General features: G+C 66.9%; 21 protein-coding genes and 1 tRNA gene. 12 read left to right on the top strand and 10 right to left on the bottom strand.

The window, feature by feature from the left end; genetic code table 11:
- Positions 1-3: 3 nt before the first annotated feature.
- On the bottom strand, positions 4-1,593 hold the full coding sequence (locus ACTWPB_RS01715) for a peptide ABC transporter substrate-binding protein (protein ID WP_446226203.1): 1,590 nt from the start codon (positions 1,591-1,593) through the stop codon (positions 4-6).
- A gap of 396 nt (positions 1,594-1,989) precedes the next feature.
- Between ACTWPB_RS01715 and acs the strand changes: the two genes are divergently transcribed.
- The 4 genes from acs to ACTWPB_RS01695 all read left to right on the top strand — a co-directional run bounded on the left by acs (position 1,990) and on the right by ACTWPB_RS01695 (position 6,870).
- The gene (gene acs, locus ACTWPB_RS01710) at positions 1,990-3,948 is read left to right on the top strand and encodes an acetate--CoA ligase (RefSeq protein ID WP_446223995.1); all 1,959 of its coding nucleotides are present in this window, start codon (positions 1,990-1,992) and stop codon (positions 3,946-3,948) included.
- Positions 3,949-4,095: 147 nt separating this feature from the next.
- A complete protein-coding gene (gene nhaA, locus ACTWPB_RS01705; protein WP_446223994.1) occupies positions 4,096-5,325 on the top strand; it encodes a Na+/H+ antiporter NhaA in 1,230 nt (409 codons plus the stop codon).
- Positions 5,322-5,810: a phage holin family protein gene (locus tag ACTWPB_RS01700; protein ID WP_446223993.1), complete on the top strand. Its 489-nt coding sequence runs from the start codon at positions 5,322-5,324 to the stop codon at positions 5,808-5,810. The genes nhaA and ACTWPB_RS01700 overlap by 4 nt, the downstream gene beginning before the upstream one ends.
- A 55-nt stretch (positions 5,811-5,865) precedes the next feature.
- Positions 5,866-6,870 carry an alpha/beta fold hydrolase gene (locus ACTWPB_RS01695; RefSeq protein WP_446223992.1) on the top strand — a complete coding sequence of 335 codons (1,005 nt, stop codon included), beginning with the start codon at positions 5,866-5,868 and terminating at the stop codon, positions 6,868-6,870.
- Positions 6,871-7,231: 361 nt separating this feature from the next.
- Here the strand turns inward: ACTWPB_RS01695 and ACTWPB_RS01690 are convergent, their stop codons facing one another.
- From ACTWPB_RS01690 to nth, 4 genes are all read right to left on the bottom strand, one after another.
- Positions 7,232-8,425 carry a MarP family serine protease gene (locus ACTWPB_RS01690; RefSeq protein ID WP_446223991.1) on the bottom strand — a complete coding sequence of 398 codons (1,194 nt, stop codon included), beginning with the start codon at positions 8,423-8,425 and terminating at the stop codon, positions 7,232-7,234.
- Between the two features lie 67 nt (positions 8,426-8,492).
- Positions 8,493-9,221: an NUDIX hydrolase gene (locus tag ACTWPB_RS01685; protein ID WP_446223990.1), complete on the bottom strand. Its 729-nt coding sequence runs from the start codon at positions 9,219-9,221 to the stop codon at positions 8,493-8,495.
- 40 nt (positions 9,222-9,261) lie between these two features.
- Positions 9,262-9,924: a TlpA family protein disulfide reductase gene (locus ACTWPB_RS01680; protein ID WP_446226202.1), complete on the bottom strand. Its 663-nt coding sequence runs from the start codon at positions 9,922-9,924 to the stop codon at positions 9,262-9,264.
- Between the two features lie 38 nt (positions 9,925-9,962).
- Complete coding sequence (nth, locus tag ACTWPB_RS01675; protein WP_446226201.1) at positions 9,963-10,721, bottom strand: endonuclease III; 759 nt, start codon at positions 10,719-10,721, stop codon at positions 9,963-9,965.
- 167 nt (positions 10,722-10,888) lie between these two features.
- Here nth and ACTWPB_RS01670 point away from each other — a divergent pair, with 167 nt between their 5' ends.
- Positions 10,889-11,131, top strand: a complete 243-nt coding sequence (locus ACTWPB_RS01670) for a hypothetical protein (protein ID WP_378918598.1) — start codon at positions 10,889-10,891, stop codon at positions 11,129-11,131.
- Between the two features lie 354 nt (positions 11,132-11,485).
- Complete coding sequence (locus ACTWPB_RS01665) at positions 11,486-12,160, top strand: Crp/Fnr family transcriptional regulator (protein WP_040703546.1); 675 nt, start codon at positions 11,486-11,488, stop codon at positions 12,158-12,160.
- Between the two features lie 199 nt (positions 12,161-12,359).
- Here ACTWPB_RS01665 and ACTWPB_RS01660 read toward each other — a convergent pair whose 3' ends face one another.
- The 3 genes from ACTWPB_RS01660 to ACTWPB_RS01650 are packed head-to-tail and all read right to left on the bottom strand — an operon-like array spanning position 12,360 to position 13,789.
- Positions 12,360-13,154, bottom strand: coding sequence for an MBL fold metallo-hydrolase (locus ACTWPB_RS01660; RefSeq protein ID WP_446223989.1), 795 nt, complete (start codon positions 13,152-13,154; stop codon positions 12,360-12,362).
- Positions 13,155-13,163: 9 nt separating this feature from the next.
- Positions 13,164-13,625, bottom strand: a complete 462-nt coding sequence (locus ACTWPB_RS01655) for a RidA family protein (RefSeq protein WP_446223988.1) — start codon at positions 13,623-13,625, stop codon at positions 13,164-13,166.
- 2 nt (positions 13,626-13,627) lie between these two features.
- The gene (locus ACTWPB_RS01650; protein WP_266297640.1) at positions 13,628-13,789 is read right to left on the bottom strand and encodes a DUF4177 domain-containing protein; all 162 of its coding nucleotides are present in this window, start codon (positions 13,787-13,789) and stop codon (positions 13,628-13,630) included.
- A 59-nt stretch (positions 13,790-13,848) separates the two neighbouring features.
- Here ACTWPB_RS01650 and ACTWPB_RS01645 point away from each other — a divergent pair, with 59 nt between their 5' ends.
- Positions 13,849-14,886 (top strand): ArsA-related P-loop ATPase, encoded by a 1,038-nt coding sequence (locus ACTWPB_RS01645; protein WP_446223987.1) that lies wholly within the window; start codon positions 13,849-13,851, stop codon positions 14,884-14,886.
- The gene (locus tag ACTWPB_RS01640) at positions 14,883-16,016 is read left to right on the top strand and encodes an ArsA family ATPase (RefSeq protein ID WP_446223986.1); all 1,134 of its coding nucleotides are present in this window, start codon (positions 14,883-14,885) and stop codon (positions 16,014-16,016) included. Before ACTWPB_RS01645 ends, ACTWPB_RS01640 begins: the two co-directional genes overlap by 4 nt.
- Before the next feature lie 113 nt (positions 16,017-16,129).
- On the opposite strand, the gene ACTWPB_RS01635 is transcribed toward ACTWPB_RS01640, so the two are convergent.
- A complete protein-coding gene (locus tag ACTWPB_RS01635; RefSeq protein ID WP_056821932.1) occupies positions 16,130-16,453 on the bottom strand; it encodes a WhiB family transcriptional regulator in 324 nt (107 codons plus the stop codon).
- A gap of 384 nt (positions 16,454-16,837) precedes the next feature.
- On the opposite strand from ACTWPB_RS01635, the gene ACTWPB_RS01630 reads away from it, so the two are divergent.
- Complete coding sequence (locus tag ACTWPB_RS01630) at positions 16,838-19,216, top strand: penicillin-binding protein (protein WP_446223985.1); 2,379 nt, start codon at positions 16,838-16,840, stop codon at positions 19,214-19,216.
- Between the two features lie 48 nt (positions 19,217-19,264).
- Here ACTWPB_RS01630 and ACTWPB_RS01625 read toward each other — a convergent pair whose 3' ends face one another.
- Positions 19,265-19,729 (bottom strand): GatB/YqeY domain-containing protein, encoded by a 465-nt coding sequence (locus ACTWPB_RS01625; RefSeq protein WP_446223984.1) that lies wholly within the window; start codon positions 19,727-19,729, stop codon positions 19,265-19,267.
- A 199-nt stretch (positions 19,730-19,928) separates the two neighbouring features.
- Here ACTWPB_RS01625 and ACTWPB_RS01620 point away from each other — a divergent pair, with 199 nt between their 5' ends.
- The 3 genes from ACTWPB_RS01620 (at position 19,929) to ACTWPB_RS01610 (ending at position 22,694) form a co-directional block, all read left to right on the top strand.
- Positions 19,929-20,891: a metallophosphoesterase gene (locus tag ACTWPB_RS01620; protein ID WP_101464816.1), complete on the top strand. Its 963-nt coding sequence runs from the start codon at positions 19,929-19,931 to the stop codon at positions 20,889-20,891.
- A gap of 51 nt (positions 20,892-20,942) precedes the next feature.
- Complete coding sequence (locus ACTWPB_RS01615) at positions 20,943-22,553, top strand: hypothetical protein (protein WP_446223983.1); 1,611 nt, start codon at positions 20,943-20,945, stop codon at positions 22,551-22,553.
- A 67-nt stretch (positions 22,554-22,620) separates the two neighbouring features.
- Positions 22,621-22,694, top strand: a tRNA-Pro gene (locus ACTWPB_RS01610).
- Positions 22,695-22,995 lie beyond the last annotated feature (301 nt).

The raw sequence follows: 22,995 nt of genomic DNA, 5'->3' as shown, positions 1-22,995 counted from the left end.
GTTCTATTTCTCGATGTTCTCGAAGTCGAACAGGCCGTTCCAGGTGAGCTCGGCCTTGGTGACCTTGTCCGAGCGACCCGCGTTGGCGACGTAGTCGAACACCGGGATGTCTGCCATCTCCTTGATCATGATCGCCTGCGCTTGCGCGATCAGCTTGTAGGAATCCGCCTGCGTCGGGGCGGCGAGGGCGGCGTTGAACAGCCGGTCCACCTCGGGATTGTTGTAGTTGACGTTGTTGGTCTCGGAGAAGCTGTAGTACTGCGAACTGAGGAACTGCATCATCGTCGGGTAGTCGCCCTGCCAGCCATAGCGGAACGCGGTACCGATCGTCTTGGCGTTCACCGCGTCACGGATGTTCTTGAACGTCGGCATCGGGTTGGCGACAGCGTCGATGCCGAGGGTGTTCTTGACGCTGTTGGCGACAGCTTCGATCCAGGCCTGGTGACCGCCGTCGCTGTTGTAGGTGATCTGGTACTGACCCGACCACGGCGAGATCGCGTCGGCTTGGGCCCATAGCTTCTTGGCCTGGTCGGGGTTGTAATCGAACACTTCCGAACCCGGCAGGTTCGCGTCGTATCCGGGCAGGGTCGCGGCGGTGAAGTCGCGCGACGGCGTGCGCGTGCCGTTGAAGATCTTGTCGATGATCTGCGGGCGATTGATCGCCATCGAGATGGCCTTGCGACGCAAAATGCCTTCCTCGCCACCGAAATGCGGCACGGTGGTCTGGATGCCGATGTGCTGGTTCTGCGCGGTCGGCTTGGTGATAGCCCGGTCGCCGAGGTCGCTCTGGTACGTGGTGATCGCGCTGTCGGGGATGGTGTCGAGCGTGTCGAGATTTCCGGCCTGCAGATCCGCGTACGCGGTGTCGTAGGACTGGTACATCACGAATCGGAGGCCCTTGTTCTTGGCCGGACGGCCACCGGGATAGTCCGGGTTGGGTGTGAGATCGATCTTGACGTTGTGTTCCCACGAACCGAACGCGTAAGGGCCGTTGCCGATCGGCTTCTCACCGAATGCCTTCATATCCTGGAAAGCGGCATCGGGCAGCGGATAGAACGGCGCGTAGCCGAGTGCGCTCTCGAAGTCGATCGAGGGCGACTTCAACTCGACGGTGAAGGTGCGGTCGTCGACAACCTTCAAGCCCGACATCGTCTTGACGGTGGGATTCTCGGCGCTCACCTCGTCGAACCCGGCAATCGGGCTGTACACATAACTTTGCAGCTGCGCGTTGTCGGCGAGTGCGCCGTAGTTCCACGCGTCGACGAACGATTTCGCGGTGACCGTGGTGCCGTCGGTGAACTTCCAATTCGGCTTGATGGTGATCTTGTACGACTTCCGATCAGCCGTCTCGATCTTCTCGGCCACCTCGTCGTGGGCCACACCGTTGGCGTCGTAGTATTTCAGCCCGGCGAACAAACGGTCGACAACGCGGCCGCCCATGTTCTCGTTGGTATTGCTGGGCACCAACGGATTCTGCGGCTCGCCCGCATTGGTGGTGACGATGCTCGAATCAGCACTGTCGTCGGACGAGCACGCGGCGAGACCGAGGCAAGTGGTCGCCAGTCCCGCCGCGACCAGCGCGGTCGCTCTGATGAATCTCAACGCTCTCTCCCGGTTCAATTCCGTGGCTAACGGTCGGAGGTTAGCGGCTCCGGCTGGATTTTTCAGCGATCCGAGCCATTTTCAGGTCACATGTATCAGTACGGTTACTCGCTGGAAACGCAGGAAAAATTGCCGAGCCCCTCGTCCTCTGCAGAAAAATATGAACAAATATCGGAAACCATCAGCTGAACCGTTGAGTAAAAACGATAGCTCGCGACCGGCCGGTCTGTCCGCGAAGTCATTGGATGAACTAGCCCTGTTGACCGCCGCGAAACATCGCCGGGACAACGAGCCACCGCGGCGCGGGTCTGTTGACTACTGTCTAGACAGCCGGGCCGCACCCCGGCAACCGACCCGACCGCACCAGGCATGTGAGGCTGAACCGACGTGACCGAAACTGCTGCAGGACAACAGGACTCGTTTCCGCCGAGTGCGGAATTCGTCGCCGCCGCCAACGCGGACGCCACGCTCTACGACCGTGGCCAGACCGACCGCGACGGCTTCTGGGCCGAACAGGCCAACCGGCTGCACTGGCACAAACCCTTCACCGAGGTCCTCGACTGGGCCGGCGCCCCGGTGGCGCGCTGGTTCGGCGACGGCGAACTCAACGTCGCCTATAACTGCGTCGACCGCCACGTCATCGACGGGCACGGCGACCAGGTCGCTATCCACTGGGAAGGCGAACCCGGCGACTCGCGCGAGATCACCTACCGCGAACTGCTGGAGGAAGTCTCGCGGGCGGCGAACTACCTGACCGAACTCGAGCTGACGGCAGGCGATCGCGTTGCCATCTACATGCCGATGGTGCCCGAGGCGATCGTGGCGATGCTGGCATGCGCGCGGCTGGGACTCACGCACTCGGTGGTGTTCGCGGGATTCTCGCCGAGCGCGTTGCGTCAGCGGGTCGACGATGCGCAAGCCCGATTGATCATCACCACCGACGGTCAGTGGCGGCGCGGGAAACCGGCACCGCTCAAAGAGGCCGTCGACGAGGCGCTCGCGGCCAAGGGCGACGTGCCGTCATCGGTGGAGCACGTGCTGGTGGTGCGCCGGGTCGGCACGGAGGTGCCCTGGACCGACGGGCGCGATCTGTGGTGGCACGAAACCGTCGCCGCCGCTTCGCCTTCCCACGAAGCCCAGCCCTTCCCCGCCGAGCATCCGCTGTTCATCCTCTACACCTCCGGCACCACCGGAAAACCCAAGGGAATCCTCCACACCACCGGCGGATACCTCACCCAGACCTCCTACACCCACCACAACGTCTTCGACCACAAAGCCGGACAAGACGTCTACTGGTGCACCGCCGACATCGGCTGGGTCACCGGACACAGCTACATCGTCTACGGCCCACTCGCCAACCGCGCCACCCAGGTCGTCTACGAGGGCACACCCAACTCCCCCGACGAACACCGCCACTTCCAGATCATCGAAAAATACGGCGTCACCATCTATTACACCGCGCCCACCCTGATCCGCACGTTCATGAAATGGGGCCGCGAGATCCCCGACGCACACGACCTGAGCACCCTGCGACTGCTCGGCTCCGTCGGCGAACCGATCAATCCGGAGGCGTGGCGCTGGTACCGGGAAGTGTTCGGCGCCAACAAGACTCCGATCGTCGATACCTGGTGGCAGACCGAGACCGGCGCCATCATGATCTCCCCGCTGCCCGGCGTCACCGCCACCAAGCCCGGCGCCGCGATGGGCCCGCTGCCCGGAATCTCCGCGACCGTCGTCGACGAAGAGGGCAATCCGGTGCAGCTCGGGGAGACCGAGGCCAACGGATACCTCGTGCTCGACAAGCCGTGGCCGTCGATGCTGCGTGGCATCTGGGGCGACATGGATCGCTACCGGTCCACCTACTGGGAGCGCTACGCCGAGCAGGGGTGGTACTTCGCGGGTGACGGCGCCAAGCTCGACGCCGACGGTGACCTGTGGGTGCTCGGCCGGGTCGACGACGTCATGAACGTCTCCGGGCATCGCATCTCCACCGCCGAGGTCGAGTCCGCGCTGGTCGGGCATCCGGCTGTCGCCGAGGCCGCCGTGGTCGGTGCTACCGACGCGACCACCGGGCAGGGGATCGTCGCGTTCACCATCCTCACCGGCGAGGCCGCGGGGTCGGCGGGGCCCGAGCTCGTCGCCGAGCTGAAGGCGCAGGTGTCCAAGGAGATCAGCCCGATCGCGCGGCCGCGCGAGATCCACATCGTGCCGGAACTGCCGAAGACACGCAGCGGCAAGATCATGCGCAGGCTGCTGCGCGACGTCGCCGAGGGACGCGAGCTCGGCGACACCTCGACGCTGGTCGATCCTGGCGTTTTCGAGGCCATTCGCACCGGGAGCAACTGACGCGCACCCGGCCGGTGGCGCCCGATGTCACCGGCCGGGTCCATTAAGATCGCGGACAGGTGTGCCGGGAAGTCTGGTCGGCATGCGGTCGTGAATCGAGTCGATGAGCGCCCGCAGCTCAGTCGACCCCTGCCGGGAGGCTTGCCCTTGATCACACGCGTCCGCTCCGAGCTCACCCGTTATCTCCGCACCGAGACCGTCGGCGGTGCGCTGCTCCTCGTGGCCGCCGCGGTGGCCCTGATCTGGGTGAACTCACCGTGGGGCGCGAGCTATCAGACCATGATCGACACCCACCTCAGCATTTCCGCGCTGCACCTGGACCTCACCCTGGCCGACTGGGCCAAGGACGGATTGCTCGCGATCTTCTTCTTCGTCGCCGGGCTCGAGCTCAAACGCGAGTTCGCCGTCGGCGAGCTGGCCGACCCGAAACGGGCCGCGCTGCCGATCATCGCCGCAGTGGGCGGGGTGATCACCCCGGCCGTGATCGCGCTGGTGGTCGGCCACGGCGTGCCCGGCATGGACAAGGGCTGGGCCATTCCCGTTGCCACCGATATCGCCTTCGCACTCGCGATCCTCGCGATGACCGGCTCGCGGGTCCCCACCAGCGCCCGGGTATTCCTGCTCAGCCTGGCCGTGGTCGACGATCTGCTCGCCATCATTCTCATCGCGGTGCTGTTCACCGCCTCGCTGTCGCTGCTGTGGCTGGCCGCGGCGATCGCCTGCTGCGGTGCGTGGGCGCTCGCCCAGAAGCTGCGGTTGCACACGCCGCTGTTCTACCTTCCGGTCGCGCTCGTGTGCTGGTACGCGCTGCACGAGGCGGGCATCCATCCGACGCTGGCCGGTGTCGCGCTCGGGCTGCTCACCAGGGTGCGCAAGGATCCCGGCGAGAAAACCGCGCCCGCGACGCATCTCGAGCATGTGGTGCAACCGATCTCGGCCGGGTTCTGTGTGCCGCTGTTCGCACTGTTCGCCTCCGGTGTGCCGCTCAACGGAGCGGTGTTCGGATCGCTGTTCACCGACCGGCTGGCGCTGGCGATCATCCTCGGGCTCCTGCTCGGCAAAACGATCGGGATCTTCGGGGTGAGCTGGGTCGCGATCCGGCTCGGCTGGGTGAAACGGCCAGCAGGACTGGAGTATCGCGACATGTTCGCCCTGTCGGTCCTCGGCGCGATCGGGTTCACCGTTAGCCTTCTGGTGGCGGAACTCGCGCTCGCCGACGTCGGCACCGATGCCATCGATCTTGCCAAGGCCGCCGTTCTGGTGACCTCGATGGCAGCATCGCTGATCGGATCGGCGCTACTGTTGCGCCGAGGACGTGTGCACCAGGCGCGCCGCGATGCAGACCAGTTACCACAGGGAGAAGGGTCGACGAAGTGAGTTACACCCAAGGCGGACATGACGGTCGGACGGTCACTTCGATCCCGTTGACCGACGCCAATCCGCCCGGATCGGCGAGCATCGGCAGCCTCGTGCGCGATGCCACCGAGCAGATGTCGACGCTGGTGCGCGCCGAGGTGGCGCTGGCCAAGGCCGAGGTCACCGGTGAGATCAAGAAGGGGCTCACCGGCAGCGTCTTCTTCATCCTCGCGCTGGTGGTGCTGCTGTTCAGCTCATTCTTCTTTTTCTTCTTCGTCGCCGAACTGCTCGACATGTGGCTGTGGCGCTGGGCCGCGTTCCTGATCGTTTTCTTGCTGATGGTGCTCACCACCGTCTTGCTGGCATTGCTCGGGTGGCTCAAGGTACGGAAGGTGCGCGCGCCGGAGAAGACGCTCGGCTCGCTCAAGCAGGCCGCCGAGGTTCTGCCTGCCGCGTTCACCCATCGTGACGTGACTGCTTCGCTGGAGAAGTCGAGCAACCGATGACGCACCGGGCGGGCCCGGTCGCAACAGCCGTGCCCGCCCACTAGGCTCGATCGGCGTGTCGTCCAACTCATTCCCGGATCCCTCCAGCGTCCGTTTCGATGGACCGTGGACCCACCGGGACGTGCACGCCAACGGAATCCGCTTCCATGTCGTCGAAGCAGTTGCCGCCGAAGCCGACGGTACGGACCGCTCCGAGGCGCCCTTGGTGTTGCTGCTGCACGGTTTCGCTGATTTCTGGTGGTCGTGGCGGCATCAGCTGACCACGCTCGCCGACCACGGGTACCGCACCGTCGCCGTCGACCTGCGCGGCTACGGCGATACCGACAAACCACCGCGTGGCTACGACGGGTGGACCCTCGCCGGTGACATCGCCGGACTGGTCCGGGCGCTCGGACACACCGAGGCCACCCTCGTCGGACACGCCGAAGGTGGACTGGTCTGCTGGGCCACCGCGGTGCTGCATCCGCGGCTGGTCCGCCGGATCGCGCTGGTCAGCTCGCCGCATCCCGCCGCGCTCAAGAGCGCTGTGTTGCGCGACCCGGCGCAACGTGCCACCTGGCTGCCCGATTTCCTGCGGTATCAGCTGCCGCGCTATCCCGAAAACCTGCTCACCCGGCGTGGTGGCGCCGAGGTGGAACGGCTGCTGCACGATCGAGTCGGTGAGTCCTGGTCGCGCAGTGCGGAATTCGTCGAGACCGCGTCGCGGATGCGGCATGCGATCCGGATTCCCGGAGCCGCGCACAGTGCGCTGGAGTACCAGCGCTGGGCGTTTCGCAGTCAGTGGCGACCCGACGGCAAGCGGTTCATGGCGACCATGCGCACGCCGATCGACATCCCGGTGCTGATGCTGCGCGGAGAACACGATCCCTACCTGCTGGACGCCACGTTCCACCGCGGGGCGGAATTAGCGCCCAATCGGACGCTGGTGTCGATTCCGCATGCCGGGCATTACGCGCACCAGGAGAACCCGAGCAAGGTCAACGAGGTGCTGACCACGCGCTGGCGCGAGCAGAACGGCGTGAACGGGTCACCACCGCACGACGACCTGGTCTCTCCCTGAGCTGTTTCGGAGCGCTGGCGCGCTCGAGCGGGGCCCTGGCGACTCCGTTAGGTAGGACACATCAGGGTTGCCCAGCCCAGGGTGTGCGCGGGGGTGGTGACACATCAGGATTGCCCGCCCCGGGTCGTTTGGTGGCTGTGTTTTTGGAGCGCTGGCGCGCTCGAGCGGGGCCCTGGTGGCCCCGATCTTCCCTCCCTCCGGGTACTCCTTCGTCGCACCCTCCGGTCAGTCCAGATCGGGGCGGGCCCCTTTGGGTAGAGACATAAGGGGGTTACCCGCCCAGGCTGTATGCGGGATGGCGACACATCGGGGTTACCCAGCCAGGCTGTATGCGGAAGTGGCAATAGCTCCGGGAGGGTGGTCAGCTCAGTACGCAGGCGCCTGTGTTTACTGGGGTGCTGCTCGGGGCGGCTGCGGCTAATTCGGACGCGACCTCGTGCAGGGTCAGGACGTACCCGGTGTCGTCGTCGGTGACGGCCGCGCCGAAGACCACGCCGAGTAGTTGTCCCTCGGCATCGACCAGCGGTCCGCCGGAGTTGCCGGCGCGGACCTGGCCGCGGACGGTGTACACCTCACGCTCGACGGTGCCGTCGCGGTGGATGGTCGGGCCGGTGAGGTCGAGGGTTTCGCGGACGCGGGCGGCGCTGGCCGTGTACGGCCCGCCACCGGGGTAACCGAGCACGATCGCGCTCTCGCCCGAACTCGCGGGCTCCGGTGCCTGGTTCAGGACCGGCGAGGTGAGCCCCGGTACGGCCAGAACCGCGATGTCCTTGGACGGATCGAACAGCACAACGGTCGCATCGAGCGCGCCGCGCGCAGTATCGACCGACACCGTGTTGGTGCCGGCGACGACGTGGGCGTTGGTCATCACGCGTTCCGGCGCGACGACGAAGCCCGAACCCTCGAGCGCCCGCTGGCAGCTGGGTGCGGTGCCGCGGATGCGCAGCACGCTCTGCTGCAACGACGCCGCAACCGGACTCGCCAGCACCGAAGGATCCGGCGGTTCGACGGCGGCGATCGGCGCTCGGCCGAACGGGCCGATCACATCGGGCAGCCCGGACGTGTCGAGCAGCTTGGAGAATTCGTTGGGTACCCTGCGCAACCAGTCCGGCGCGACGGAGTTGACATCGGCGAGAACCTTGGACCCGTTGATCGCGGCGGCGACGGCGGGCTGGGACGCGGTAGCCAGCGGCAACGCGAGCAGCCAGGCCGCGACCAGCACGGTCACCGCCTGCAACACCGCCCCGACGACGCTGTCCACGCCGCGCGCGACCGGCTGCCGGATGCTGGTGCGCGCGGCCCGGCCGAGCACCATGCCCGCGACCTCGCCGACGATCACCAGCAGCACGATCAGCAGGATGCCGCCGAGCACCCGGCTGCGACCCTCACTGAGGTGTTTGAGGATGTGCGGTGCGATCAGAATGCCCGCGACCGCGCCGAGCGCGACGCCGAAGAACGCCAGCGCCGACGCCACCGCGCCCTGCCGCCACCCGGTGGACGCGGCGACCAACGCGATCAGCACCACCGCGATGTCGAGCCATACCGAGGCGCTCATACTTGCACCTCGCCGGCGCTCGGCTCCAGCATGACCGCCATGGCGGCTGCACCGATCTGCCGCTCGCTCACAGGGTCATTCCGACCGCAGCCAGCGAGCTCTCCAGGTCACGCACGTCGCCCCGATCCCAGTTTCGTTCCCACCCAGCGGATTTGATGATGCCGGCGAGAATACCGCCGGTGAGTCCCCACACCAGCATGCCGTCGACTCCGAACGCGGGGCTCTGGTAGCCGAGACTGCCACGCACCATGAATCTGTGTGCCGGATCTAGCAATTCGGTGAGCGGCACACGCACGACACGCTCGGTTTCGCCCTGATCGACAACGCGGACCGCGCTGGGTGCTCGCCAGTAGCCGAGCACCGGCGTCACGTCGAACTTCGACGGCGGGACGAACAGTTTCGGCAGCAGCGCGAACGGCTGAACACCCGCGGGGTCGAGACCGGTTTCCTCGGCGGCCTCGCGCAGCGCGGTGCCCACCGGGCCGCCGTCGCCGGGATCCTCGGCGCCGCCGGGGAACGCGATCTGGCCGCGGTGCTGGCGCATGGTCGAGGCGCGCTGGGTGAGCAGGACATCGGCGTCGGCGGGCAAGCCGCCAGGTGCTGACTCGTCGGGGTCGGGCGAGCCGCCGAACAGCACGAGGACGGCGGCCTGGCGTGCTTTGCCGGTGATCGACATGGCCCGGCGCAGCGCTCGGGAGGTAGCGAGAGTGTCGTCGGCGTCGTGGCCACCGGATCTGATCGCGGTGCGCAGCCACGAGGGAACGCCGGAATCGTCGAGCCTCGCTACATCGTTCACGCCATCGCCTTCGATCCGCACGCCACTGTTACGTCCTCTGTCATACCGTGACCCCGAGCTTCGCGGCTACCGTATCCGCGATGTCGGCCACGTCGGCAAAGGTACGCACCTCCACACTCGCGATGGTGCCGTCGGCCCGCACGAGCACCGAAACGGGCAGTACCGCGGGCGCACCGACCGCACTGCGCACTGCGGCCTGCGGATCCTCGACACCGGGCAGGGTGATGCCGAGTCCGCTCAGCCGAGACAGCGCCTTCGCCTCGTCGGGATCGCTGTGCACGGTCATGACCGTGAGTGCCGAGCCCGCCCGCTGCGCGAATTCCTGCAGGTGGGGCAACTCGGTGGCGCAGGGGCCACACCAATACGCCCAGAGGTTGAGCAGCGCGGGCTTGCCGGCCAACGCAGCGGCGAGGTCGATCGGCTTGCCATCGGCCAGGCACGTCGATTGGAGGCCCGCCAACGGTCCTGCCCCGGCTTGCCGTCCCGATCCGTTCGACGGTGGCCGCGCCGCCGTGGTCGGCTGGGGCCCCGACACAGACGCCTGCGTTGCCGGGCATGGCGCGAGCCCCGCAGCCGCCCGCTCCTCGGGCGACACGCCCGACGTCTGTCTCGTTGTCGGCGAAACAGTGCCGGTGGTCTCGGAACCCTCGCGCGGCCACAGCGCCACCGTCGCCGCGGCGACCAAGATCACCGCGGCGAGCATCCAGCGCAAGGCGGGCCGCCGCAGCAGCGAGGGTTCGCTCACAGGCCGACCATGTTCAGCAGGTGTTCGCGCTCCGGGCCCTTCACCAACTCCGCGGCCACCGCCGGATCGGTCGGACCGAGCCCGAACGACGGGCAGTCCTCGGCGAGCACGCACGCGCCGCAGGCCGGTTTGCGCGCATGGCACACCCGACGCCCCTGGAAGATCACCCGGTGCGAGAGCATCGTCCAGTCCTTGCGCTCGAACAGCGCGCCGACCGCGTGCTCGACCTTGACCGGATCTTCTTCGCCGGTCCACTTCCAGCGGCGCACCAGCCGACCGAAGTGCGTGTCGACGGTGATGCCCGGCACCTCGAACGCGTTGCCGAGGATCACGTTGGCGGTCTTGCGCCCGATCCCCGGCAATTTCACCAATTCGTCCAGAGTGTGAGGCAACTCACCGTCGTATTTTTCGACCAGCGCCTGACCGAGGCCGATCAGCGAACTGGTCTTGTTCCGGTAGAAGCCGGTGGCCCTGATGTATTCCTCCAGTTCCACCCGGTTGGCCTGCGCGTAGTCGTAGGCACTGCGGTACTTCGCGAACAGCGCCGGAGTGGTGAGATTCACCCGCACGTCGGTGCACTGGGCGGACAGGATCGTCGCGACCGCCAGTTCCAGTGGCGTGGTGAAGTCGAGCTCGCAGTGCGCGCCGGGGAACGCCTCGGCGAGGGTGCGGTTGATCCGGCGGGCGCGCCGGACCGTTCCGATCCGCGTTTCCGCAGCTATCGCACGGTTCTTGCGCTTACGGGCAGCCGAAATGCCGGCGGGTACGGCAGCCGTAACCGCTGCCGGATCGGCATCGCCGGCGGCGGCGGGGGCAGGGGAAACGGGCACTGTTTCACCATACGGAACCGCTACGACAACATTGCCCGGCCGGTTTGCCCGCTGTGTTCCATCTGAGACCTGAACCGTGTTTACTGCCAGTCATGCAAGGACTCGCTGTGGTGCTCTTCCCAGTGCTGTTGATGCTGTTCGCGCTGGGGATGGAGCGGGTCGAGAATCGGCTCCGCAAGCTTCTCGAACCCGACGAAGAGGTTCAGCAGTACCTGGACAGCGCCAGCAACGCCGAAGTGAAAGAGCTGACGAAGCTCGGCCTGCCCGCCGCCGTGGCGCGCGTGCGCAAGCGCCGTTCCCGAACCTCCGAAATGGACGTAGCCAGGGCGAGCTGAGACGTGCGCCCGTCCATGGACTGAGCTCTCATTCCACGTAGCCAGGGCGAGCTGAGACGTGCGCCCGTCCATGGACTGAGCCCTCATTCCACGTAGCCAGGGCGAGCTGAGACGTGCGCCCGTCCATGGACTGAGCCCTCATTCCACGTAGCCAGGGCGAGCTGAGACGTGCGCCCGTCCATGGACTGAGCCCTCATTCCACGTTGCCCGGGCGAGCTAAACGATCGATTCACAGAGCGCAATTCACTCTTTACGTGGTGTCTGTCACTGCGGTGCCAGAATGCCGCGTAGACTGCGCGGTTGGTCGATTCGCTCGACCAGGTTCGCAAGCCATATCCCATAAGGAGCACATTCGTGGACGAGGCCCTCGCCAGAGCAGGCATCTTCCAAGGCGTCGAGCCCACCGCGGTGGCCGCGCTCGCCAAGCAGCTGCAGCCCGTAGATTTTCCGCGCGGCCACGTCATCTTCAACGAGGGCGAACCCGGCGATCGGCTGTACATCATCACGACGGGCAAGGTGAAGATCGGCCGGCGGTCCCCGGACGGCAGGGAAAACTTGCTGACCATCATGGGTCCGTCCGACATGTTCGGTGAACTGTCGATCTTCGACCCTGGCCCGCGTACCTCGACCGCAACCACGGTCACCGAGGTCCGCGCCGTGACGATGGACCGCGACGCTCTCAAGTCGTGGATCGATCAGCGCCCCGAGATCGCTGAGCAGCTGCTGCGCGTGCTGGCACGACGCCTTCGCCGCACCAACAACAACCTCGCCGACCTGATCTTCACCGACGTGCCGGGTCGCGTCGCCAAGGCGCTGCTGCAGCTCGCACAGCGTTTCGGCACCCAGGAAGCGGGCGCGCTGCGCGTGACCCACGACCTGACCCAGGAAGAGATCGCCCAGCTGGTCGGCGCTTCCCGGGAAACCGTCAACAAGGCGCTCGCCGACTTCGCTCATCGCGGGTGGCTGCGCCTCGAGGGCAAGAGCGTGCTGATCTCGGATTCCGAGCGTCTGGCACGTCGCGCTCGCTGACTGTTCCGCCTCCCCGCGAATTTTGGCCAGACTCAGGTGCGGGAAGAGGGTGCGGGCGGCCAGACTGGGTGGGTGGCGGGGTTAGCCCGTGCCCGGTGAGTTACCCATGTGCTTGCGAGATCTGTCGAGCCGCTGGGACGTCGGGGTTTTCGAACGCTTTCCGATCGCAGGCACCTTTGGGCCTGCGATCGGAAGGCGTTCAACTTTGTTCGGCCCGCAGGTATTCCAGCTGCGCCCGCACAGAACTGCGCGCGGCGGGCCACAGCCGTTTGTCCACATCGGCGTACACCTTGCGGACCACCGCGAAAGCGCCCGCGTCGGAACCCAGTTCGACCAGCGCGGCCCGCACCTGATCGAGCCGCTCGCGCCGATGGTCGAGGTAGTACTGCGCGACCGGCGCCACGTCGGGATGATCGGGCCCGTGTGCGGGCAGCAATGCCCTGCCCGCACCGAGCTCACGCAGCTTTTCCAGCGACGCGAGAAAGCTCGCCAGCGCGCCGGGAGCTGATTCGAGCACGGTGGTGCCACGGCCGAGGACCGTGTCACCGGTGAGCACCGCGTCATCGAGCAGCAGGCTGATCGAATCGGTGGTGTGCCCCGGCGTGCCGAGCACCGTGATCCGCAGGCCCGCTGCCTCGATCACCTCGCCGTCGGCCAACGGCATGACCGCCCCGCGCAGATACGCCGGATCGGCCGATCGCACCGGCGTCCCGGTGGCCTTCACCAGGTGATCGATACCGCCGGTGTGATCGTGGTGGTGATGGGTGATCAGCGTCAGCGCGATGCGGCCGCCGGTGGCCTCGACGATGTCGGCGGTGTGTTTCTTGTCCTTCGGTCCCGGGTCGACGACCACGTAGAAGTCGCTGTCCGGGCCGCGTAGCAGCCAGGTGTTGGTGCCGTCGAGCGTCATCTGACCGGGATTGTCGGCCAGTAGTACCGATGCCGTCGGGGTGACCTGCCTGACCTGGCTGTACGCGGGGTGTTCCAGTGCCATGACGGCTGCCTATCCGACCTCGACGATCAGTTCCACCTCGACGGGTGTGTTCTTGGGCAGTTCCGAGACGCCGACGGCCGAGCGCGCGTGCACGCCCGCCTCGCCGAACACCTCACCGAGGAACTCCGATGCGCCGTTGATCACGATCGGCTGATCACTGAATCCGGGCGCCGAGGCGACGAATCCGACGACCTTCACGATCTGCACCACTTGGTCGAGCCCGACCAGATCGTGCACGGCCGCGAGCGCGTTCAGCGCGCACAGCCGAGCGGCCTCCTTGGCCTGCTCCACATCCACCTCGGCCCCGACCTTGCCGACCGCCGACAATTCACCGTCGACGAAGGGCAGCTGGCCGGAGGTGTACACCAGCGAACCGGTGCGCACGGCGGGAATGTAGGCCGCGACAGGGGCGGCGACCGGCGGCAGCGTGACGCCGAGCCGGTCGAGCGCGTCCTTCCACGCGGTGGCCACGGCTACTTCTGCCGCTTCAGGTAGGCAACGTGCTGTTCGCCGGTCGGTCCGGGCAGCACCGAGACCAGCTCCCAGCCATCGGATCCCCACTGATCGAGGATCTGCTTCGTCGCGTGCGTCAACAGCGGCACGGTCGCGTACTCCCAACGGGTGACTTCACTCATGGTGTGAGTTTAGGACTCACCCCGAACGCTCGGGAGAAACGGGTTATAGGCTCGGCGACGTGGGAGCACCAACAGCAGAGCCGGTTTCGTCGGTTCCCGAACCGTCGACCGGATGGCCACAGCGCGCGGCCAAGGCACGCTTGCATTACGTGACCGGCAAAGGAGGCACCGGCAAGTCGACCGTTTCGGCCGCACTCGCACTCGCGCTCGCCGCGGGGGGACGCAAAGTGCTGCTGGTCGAGGTCGAGAGTCGCCAGTCCATCGCGCAATTGTTCGATCGGCCACCGTTGCCGCCCACCGAGACCCATATCGCCAGCGCCGACGGCGGCGGCGAAGTGACGGCGCTGGCACTGGACATCGAGTACGCGTTCCTCGAATACCTCGACATGTTCTACAACCTCGGGTTCGCGGGCCGGGCGATGCGCCGGATGGGCGCCATCGAGTTCGTCACCACGATCGCGCCCGGTCTGCGCGACGTGATCCTCACCGGCAAGATCAAAGAGTGCGTGGTCAGGGTCGGCAAGGACGGCAGGCCCGCCTATGACGACATCGTCGTCGACGCGCCGCCGACCGGCCGGATCGCCGGCTTCCTCGACGTCACCACGGCCATGGCCGAGATCGCCAAGGGCGGCCCGATCGCCTCGCAGGCCGAGGGCGTGTCCACTCTGCTGCACTCCGATCAGACGATGATCCACCTGGTGACGCTGCTAGAGGCGCTGCCGGTGCAGGAGACCGCCGACGCGATCGCCGAACTCACCGCCGACGATCTGCGGATCGGCACGGTGATCGTCAACCGGGCGGCCACCGCCGAACTCACCCCCGCCGAGCGCGACACGGCCGTGGCGGGCGAGCTCGACACCGACGCCATCGCCGCAGGCCTGGCCAAGGCCGGGATCACCCTGTCCGAATCCGACTTCGACGGCCTGATCGCCGAAACAGTCGACCACGCGATCGTGCTCACCGCGCAGAACGCGAGCGCCGCCGAACTGGCGCAGATCGATGTCCCCCAGCTGTCGCTGGCCGCCCTCGGCGACGGCATCGACCTCGGCGGCCTCTACGAACTGGCCGAACAGCTATCCGCGCAGGGAGTCCGATGAGCGAGCACGTTTCCACCCCGCCCTTATTGGACGTTGCCAAGATCATCGCCGATCCGAACGCCAAGGTGATCGTGTGCTGCGGGTCCGGCGGGGTCGGCAAGACCACCACCGCGGCCTCGATCGCGCTGCGAGCGGCGGAATCGGGCCGCAAGGTGGTGGTGCTGACCATCGATCCGGCGCGCAGGCTGGCGCAGTCGCTCGGCGTGGCCGAGTTGGACAACACCCCGCAGCGCGTGGAACTCCAGCCCGAGGTGCCCGGCGAGCTGCACGCGATGATGCTGAACATGCGCCGCACCTTCGACGACATGGTGCTCGAGCACACCAGCGCGGACAAGGCCGAGCAGATCTTCGCCAATCCGATCTATCAGACGGTGGCGTCCTCGTTCGGTGGCACGCAGGAGTACATGGCGATGGAGAAGCTCGGCCAGCTGGCCGCGCGCAAGGAGTGGGACCTGATCGTGGTCGACACGCCGCCCTCGCGCAACGCGCTGGATTTCCTCGACGCGCCCAAGCGGCTCGGCACCTTCCTCAACGGCAAGATGATCCGGTTGATCATGGCGCCGGGACGCGGTGTCGGCCGGATCGTCACCGGGGCGATGAGCCTGGCGATGCGCGGGGTGTCGACCGTCGTCGGCGGGCAGATGCTCAAGGACGCCTCGACGTTCCTGCAGTCGCTGGAATCGCTGTTCGGTGGGTTCCAGGACCGGTCCGAGCGCACCTTCGCGATGCTGTCCAGGCCGGGCACCCACTTCCTGGTGGTCGCCGCGCCCGAGCCGGACGCGCTGCGCGAGGCGTCGTTCTTCGTCGACCGGCTCTCGACCGAGAAGATGCCGCTGGCCGGTCTGGTGCTGAACCGGACGCACCCCGCGCTCTCGGAGCTGTCCGGTGATCACGCGCTGACCGCGTCGGACCAGCTGGCCGATTCGGACCCGCTGACCGCCTCGGTGCTGCGTATCCACGCGGATCGGGTGTCGACGGCAGCGCGGGAGCGGCGGCTGCTGCATCGCTTCACCGGTGCGCATCCGCGCGTGCAGATCGTCTCGGTGACGGCGCTGCCCTTCGAGGTCTCGGACCTCGATGCCCTGCGCGCGGTCGCCGATCAGCTGACAGGTACCCCGGCTTCGGCCTGATCGATTCAGACAAATCCGCTATAGCTCACAATCCGGTAACACTCACGAACGGCGCCGATTCCGCAAACCACGCGGTCTCGGCGCCGTTTGTGATAACGGTCCGGTCTCGTCTGCTAGATAGCTACCTGGTGCTGCCGCTGGGCGTTGAAGAATTCGGCCCACGACGTCACGTCGGGATGCTGTTTGAGCAGCGCACGCCGCTGCCGCTCGGTCATCCCGCCCCACACACCGAACTCGACCCGGTTGTCGAGCGCATCAGCACCACACTGCATCAGCACCGGGCAATGACGGCAGATCGTTGCCGCCTTGCGCTGGGCCGCACCGCGAACGAACAGCTGATCAGGGTCCACTTCCTTGCATCGCGCCTGGGCAACCCAAGCGATCCTTGCCTCGGCCTGCTCTACATCCAGTCGAGCGATGGGGGTTGTGATGTGCATTTGATGTGCCCCTTTGCAGTCCGAACACCGTTGTGCGGCGCTCCAGAATCGCGAGCGCGGATCACAGCAACCCAACTACCGCTGCGTCCCGCACCACATTCCACTTTGAGTGTTAGCTCTATCACACTGGGTTCTCAATCTAGGTAAAGGTATGGCGGTTACGCAAGACCGCCCCCCGATTTTTTGGTACGGGCGTCCATTCAAATCCGGCCAGAACGGCGCAGTAGTGCTGTTCACCGGCGTGGCCGGTCGCGACACGCCGATGTGATCATTTTGTTGACACGCCCGAGCAACCCCCCTGGCACCGCCCGGACATTCAGGGCGAACCAAGCAGTCGAGCAGCACAGCAGTGAACCTCGCCACGCCACCCCTTAGGCTGGGCTCGTGCCGATCACTCAAACGCTCGCGAGGCTGGCCGGCAGCTGCGCGCTGGCCGCCGTGCTTGTCGCTGGGCTGTTGTTTCCCTTGGCCGGTGGATTCGGGTTCATCTCCAACCGCGCCGCCGATGCCGTCGACAATGTCTCAGCCGAACTGGTGGAGGGCACCGTCCCCGCCGTGTCGACCATGGTCGACGCGAACGGGTCGCCGATGGCGTGGCTCTACGAGCAACGCCGCTTCGAGGTACCGAGCGATCGCATCTCCAACAACATGAAGCTGGCGATCGTGTCCATCGAGGACAAGCGCTTCGCCGACCACAAGGGCGTGGACTGGCAGGGCACGCTGCGCGCGTTCCTCACCAACACCTCCTCCGGTGCGGTACAGCAGGGCGCCTCGACCCTGGACCAGCAGTACGTGAAGAACTTCAACCTGCTCGTGGTCGCCAAGACCGACGCCGAACGCCGCGCCGCGATCGAGACCACGCCGGCGCGCAAGCTGCGCGAGATCCGGATGGCGCTCACGCTGGACCGCGAGCTGTCCAAGGACGAGATCCTCACCCGCTACCTGAACCTGGTGCCCTTCGGCAACGGTTCCTACGGCGTCCAGGACGCCGCCCAGACCTACTTCGGCATCGACGCGTCCCAGCTCGACATCACCCAGTCGGCGATGCTGGCCGGCATGGTGCAGTCCAGTTCCAAGCTGAACCCCTACACCAACGTGAACGGCGTCACCGACCGCCGCAACACCGTGCTCGACACGCTGATCCAGAACATCCCGCACCGCGCCGAGGAGTTCCGCAAGGCCAAGGCCGAACCGCTCGGCGTGCTGCCCGAACCCAAGGGTCTGCCGCGCGGGTGCATCTCGGCCAACGACAAAGGCTTCTTCTGCGACTACGCGCTGCAATACCTGGCCGAGGCCGGGATCAGTCGCGAACAGATCGACAAGGGCGGCTACCTGATCAAGACCACCCTCGATCCGGTCCTGCAGGAATCGGTGAAGCGTTCGGTGAACGAGCAGGCCGACCCCAACCTCGACAACATCGCCGAGGTCATGTCGGTGGTCGCGCCCGGTCAGGATTCGCACCCCGTTCTCGCGATGGCGTCGAGCCGCACATACGGCCTCAATCGCGACGCGAACGAGACACTGCTCGGCCAGCCGTACTCGCTGGCCGGTGACGGCGCAGGCTCGATCTTCAAGCTGTTCACCACCGCCGCCGCGATGGAGAAGGGCCTCGGAATCGCCGCTCAGGTGGAAGTACCGGGCACCTACGCCGCCAGGGGCATGGGTTACTCGAACTCGCCGGGCTGCCCGGCCGACTCGTGGTGCGTCAAGAACGCGGGCAACTACCCGGGCTCGATGTCGGTGACCGACGCGCTCGCGACCTCGCCCAACACCACCTTCGTGAAAATGATCCAGGACGTCGGCGTCGAGGCCGCGGTGGATATGGCTGTGCGCCTGGGCATGCGGGCCTACACCGAACCCGGCACCTCCGGCCACGGCAACTCGAGCCTGGCCGACCACATCAAGAACAACAACATGGGCTCGTTCACCCTCGGCCCGTTCTCGATCAACCCGCTCGAGCTGACGAATGTGGCCGCCACGCTGGGCTCGGGCGGCAAGTGGTGCCCGCCCTCGCCGATCAAGGAAGTCCTCGACCGCAATGGCAAGACCGTTCCGCTCACCCAGCAGGCCTGCGAGCAGGTGGTCGACCCTGGCCTGGCCAACACCCTCGCCAACGCGATGAGCAAGGACGACACCAGCGGTACCGCCGCGGGCGCGGCGCGTGCCGCGAGCTGGTCGGCGCCGATGTCGGGCAAGACGGGCACCACCGAGAGCCACCGTTCCTCGGCGTTCCTCGGCTTCACCAACTCGCTGGCATCGTCGGTCTACGTCTACGGCGACAGCCCGACCCCCGGCGAGATCTGCTCGTTCCCGCTGCGCAACTGTGGCGCCAGCGATGCCTCCGGCCTGTTCGGCGGTAACGAACCGGCCCGCACCTGGTTCAACGCGATCAAGCCGCTGATGGACCGATATCCGCCTGCCGCGCTGCCGCCGCTGGACGACAAGTACGTCCGTGGCGCGAACAACTCCCAGGTACCCGATGTCGCGGGCAAGTCCCAGGGCGAGGCCACCTCGATCCTGTCCGGTGCCGGCTTCCAGGTCTCCGCGGTGACAGGGGCGGGTTCGCAGGCCAAGGGCACCGTGATGGGCAGTTCACCGAACGGCTCGGCCATTCCGGGCTCGGTGGTCACGATCTACATCAGTGACGGGACCGTCCGGGTGCCCGCGCCGACGACTCCCCCGCCCGCCGCGCCCGCACCGGTGATTCCGGGGCTGCCGCAGATTCCGCGCCTGCCACCGATCCCCATTCCGGTGCCGCGCTAGTCACACGAGCAAGGCCGCCGTCCGATTCGGACGGCGGCCTTGTTCGTTTCAGAGCCGGGCTTTGACCGCGGCGGAGATTCGCGAACCGTCGGCCTTGCCGCCGGCCAGCGCGGTGGCGGCCTTCATGACCTGGCCCATCTGCTTCATCCCAGGGCGCGCACCGAGCTCCTCGGCAACCTGGGCGATCGCGGTATCGGCGACCTGCGCCACCTCGGCGTCGTCGAGCTGAGTCGGCAGGTACTCCTCGATGATCTGTTCCTCGGCGCGCTCGTTCGCGGCCAGTTCACCACGACCGTTCTGCTCGTAGATCACGGCCGCTTCGTTGCGCTTCTTCGCTTCCTTCTGCAACAGCGACACGACATCGGTATCGGAGAGTTCGTGCGCCTCCGTACCGGAGACCTCGGAAGTCTGGATAGCGGCGAGCAGCATCCGCAGGGTCGCGAGACGCAGTTTGTCCTTGGCTTTCATCGCGGTGGTCATATCCGCGCGCAGCTTGGCTTTCAGTTCCGACATGCGGTTTACCGTAGTCGTTCGCTGTGCGCAGGCCCATCACATTTCCGTCGCGGTGACATTCGCGCCAGGGGCGCGGCTTCTCTGCCCTGCTCCTTCGTCCCTGCACTCAGTGCGGAATCGGGCGGGCCGAGAAAAATTCCAGACCGTTTGTGCGGAAACACACGCGCCGATCCGGGAGGGGGTCGCCTATGCTGGGCAAATGCCCGTTATCTCGACGTCCGCTGTCCGCCGAACCGCGTTGGGAGCCGCCGGGGCCGCCGTCGCAGGCATCGGCTACGCCACGCTCATCGAACGGAACGCGTTCGTCCTGCGTGAAGCCACGATGCCGGTGCTCGCGCCCGGTTCACCGACGTTGCGCATTCTGCACGTCAGTGACCTGCACATGATGCCGGGCCAGCAGCTCAAACAACAGTGGCTGCGCGAACTCGACCGGCTCGAACCCGACCTGGTCGTGAATACCGGCGACAATCTTTCCCATCCCAAGGCCGTGCCCGCCGTGGTGCAATCTCTCGGTGCGCTGCTGGCTCGACCGGGTTTGTTCGTGTTCGGTTCGAATGACTATTTCGCGCCGGTGCCGAAGAATCCGCTGAAGTATTTCAAGAAAGATCACCGTCGCGTCTACGGGGATCCGCTGCCGTGGAAGGACCTGCGCGCGGCATTCACCGAACGCGGCTGGCTCGACCTGACCCACACCCGCCGTGACCTCGAGGTGGCGGGTATCCGCATCGCCAGTGCCGGCGTCGACGACCCGCACCTGCAGCGCGACCGCTACGACACCGTCGCGGGCGCACCGAACCAGCTGGCTCAGCTCAGCATCGGTGTCACGCACTCGCCCGAGCCGCGGGTGCTCGATCGTTTCGCCGAAGACGGCTATGACCTGGTGCTGGCCGGTCACACGCACGGCGGGCAGCTGGTCGTTCCCGGTTACGGCGCGCTGGTCACCAACTGCGGCATCGACAAGTCCCGCGTGAAGGGTGCCTCCCAGTGGGGTGAGCACACCCAGCTGCACGTCTCGGCCGGTATCGGCACCTCCCCGTGGGCGCCCTACCGCTTCTGCTGCCGACCCGAAGCCACGCTGCTGACCTTGGTCGGCGCCCAGCCCAAGCGGCCCTCCGCCGACACCGGCTTCGGCATTTCGACCTCGGAGGCCGTAGCCCGCTAGGGTCTGGCTCCGAACGACATTGTCATTGAGGTGTCATCAGGAGAGACGACCGTGAGCAGTGGACCCGACGATCCGACCGTATCCGGCGGGACCGGCGCACCGAACCAGCCCGACCAGCAGTGGCAGCGGCCCGGTCCGCCGGATCCGGCGGCGGAACAGCCGACTCCGGGCGCACCTGATCCCACCGCGGTGTGGACGCCGGGCAGCACCGGCCTTCCGCCGACTCTGCGCTGGGACGGCTCCGGCCCACCACCCGGGCTTCCCGAACCCACGCAATGGGCACCGGCGGGTCCGCAGGATTGGCAGGATTCCGGCAACCCTCCCGCGGGACAGCAGGTTCCGCAGCCAGGACAGGCCGACCCCACCCCGCTGCGCGGGCCGGCACCGTGGTCTGAGGCGAATCCGCCTGTGGGTCAGCCGGGTTCGAACCAGCCTTGGCAGCCCGGTACGAATGCACCTGCCGGACAACCTGGCCGGCAGTGGCACCCCGGGAGCCCGCAGCCGGACAGATCGATAGCTCCCGGCGCGAATTTTCCTGGTGGACAACCCGGTTCGAATCAGCAGTGGCAACCGGGCCTGAATCCGCCTGCCGGACAACAACCTCCGGGCCAGTGGGGCGCGCCGGTGCCTCCTGGTCAGCAGTGGGGCGTTCCCTCCGCCGGTACGCAGCAGCAGTGGGGCGGTCCGCCGAATCCGCCCGATCAGCAGCAGTGGGGCGGTCCGCCGAATCCGCCCGGTCAGCTGCAGTGGGGCACACCGGCGGGGCAGGCCGATCCGACCAGGGTCGGCGCACCGGGCCTGCAGCAGCCCGCCCCGCAGCAATACGGCGAAGTCCCCCCGCTGGACCACCGCGGCGTCCAGTCCTACGGTCAGCCCTTCCCACCCGGTCAGAAATCCGGAAACAAGGCGGCGATCTGGGCCGCGGCGGGCATCGCGGCGCTACTCCTGGTCGGAGGCACGATCACCGCGGTCGCGCTGACTCGCGGCGACGACGCACCGACCACCACCGCGGGCGCCACACCGTCGATGGTCAGCGCCCTGTCCACCACCCCTAAGCCGACCTCGTCGAGCAAGCCCGAACCCAGCACGACCACCCCCGCCCCCACGGGTGCCGCGTCGAACCGCAAACCCCTCATCGAGGGCTACCAGGTAGTCGCCTCCCCCGACCGTGGCGCCGCCTACGACGTCCCGGCGGGCTGGACGGTCGCCACCGAAACCACCATCGGCGGCGTCGGCGAACCTCCCGGCGACTCCGTGATCGGCAAGGGCTACGCCTCCGACGGCCGCGACTACTGCCCCAACTCCACCCGCACCATGTCGCTGCTCACCGGCTCCAAGAACGCCGACAACGCCGCAGCGGGTGCCGAACTCGGCACCAAAGCCGCCCCCCTCGCCTACCAGGGCTCCCGAGGCACCCCCGGCCCCGCCCAGCCCCTGAAGTCGATCGACGGCAGAACCGAGGGCATGTTCACCGAGACCACCGGCACCGTCCCCGCCCCCAAACCCGGCTGCGCCGCCACCTACTCCGTCTACACCTACGCCTTCAAAGGCGCCAAGGACGGCAGCTTCGTCATGGTCATGATCGCCGACACCGGCGTCCCCGGCGCCATCGACGCCGCCGAAGCCAAGCGCATCTTCAGCTCCATCAGATCCCTCGACTAACCCCCACCTGACCAGCCAATTTAACGTTTCACGACCGCACGTTGTAAGCTACTTCAGGTTCGCCTCACGGGGTGTGGCGCAGCTTGGTAGCGCGCTTCGTTCGGGACGAAGAGGTCGCAGGTTCAAATCCTGTCACCCCGACGTGTTGGTTGAGACACAGAAGAGCCCCTGATCAGGTCACTGGTCAGGGGCTCTTCGCTTGTCTGTGGGGGTTTGCGGTCGAGGGGGTTCGGCCAGCAGATGGTGATGGCCGTGAGGGAGATCAGGCCGAGGATGAGGGCCAGGATGGTGGGGCTCATGGGGTCGCCCTTCCGGGGTGAGCGGAGTGGGGAGCGCGGCGGTGGGCTCGTGGTTCGAGTGTGGGGGTCCGCGTGACGGGTGGGGTTGCCTGCGTGTTCGGGGTTGGTTGAGAAGTTCTCCCATCGCGAGGCTCGGCGTGGTG

It is taken from the genome of Nocardia sp. IBHARD005 (genome assembly GCF_052814245.1).
This window is presented reverse-complemented; position numbering and strand designations above follow the sequence as displayed.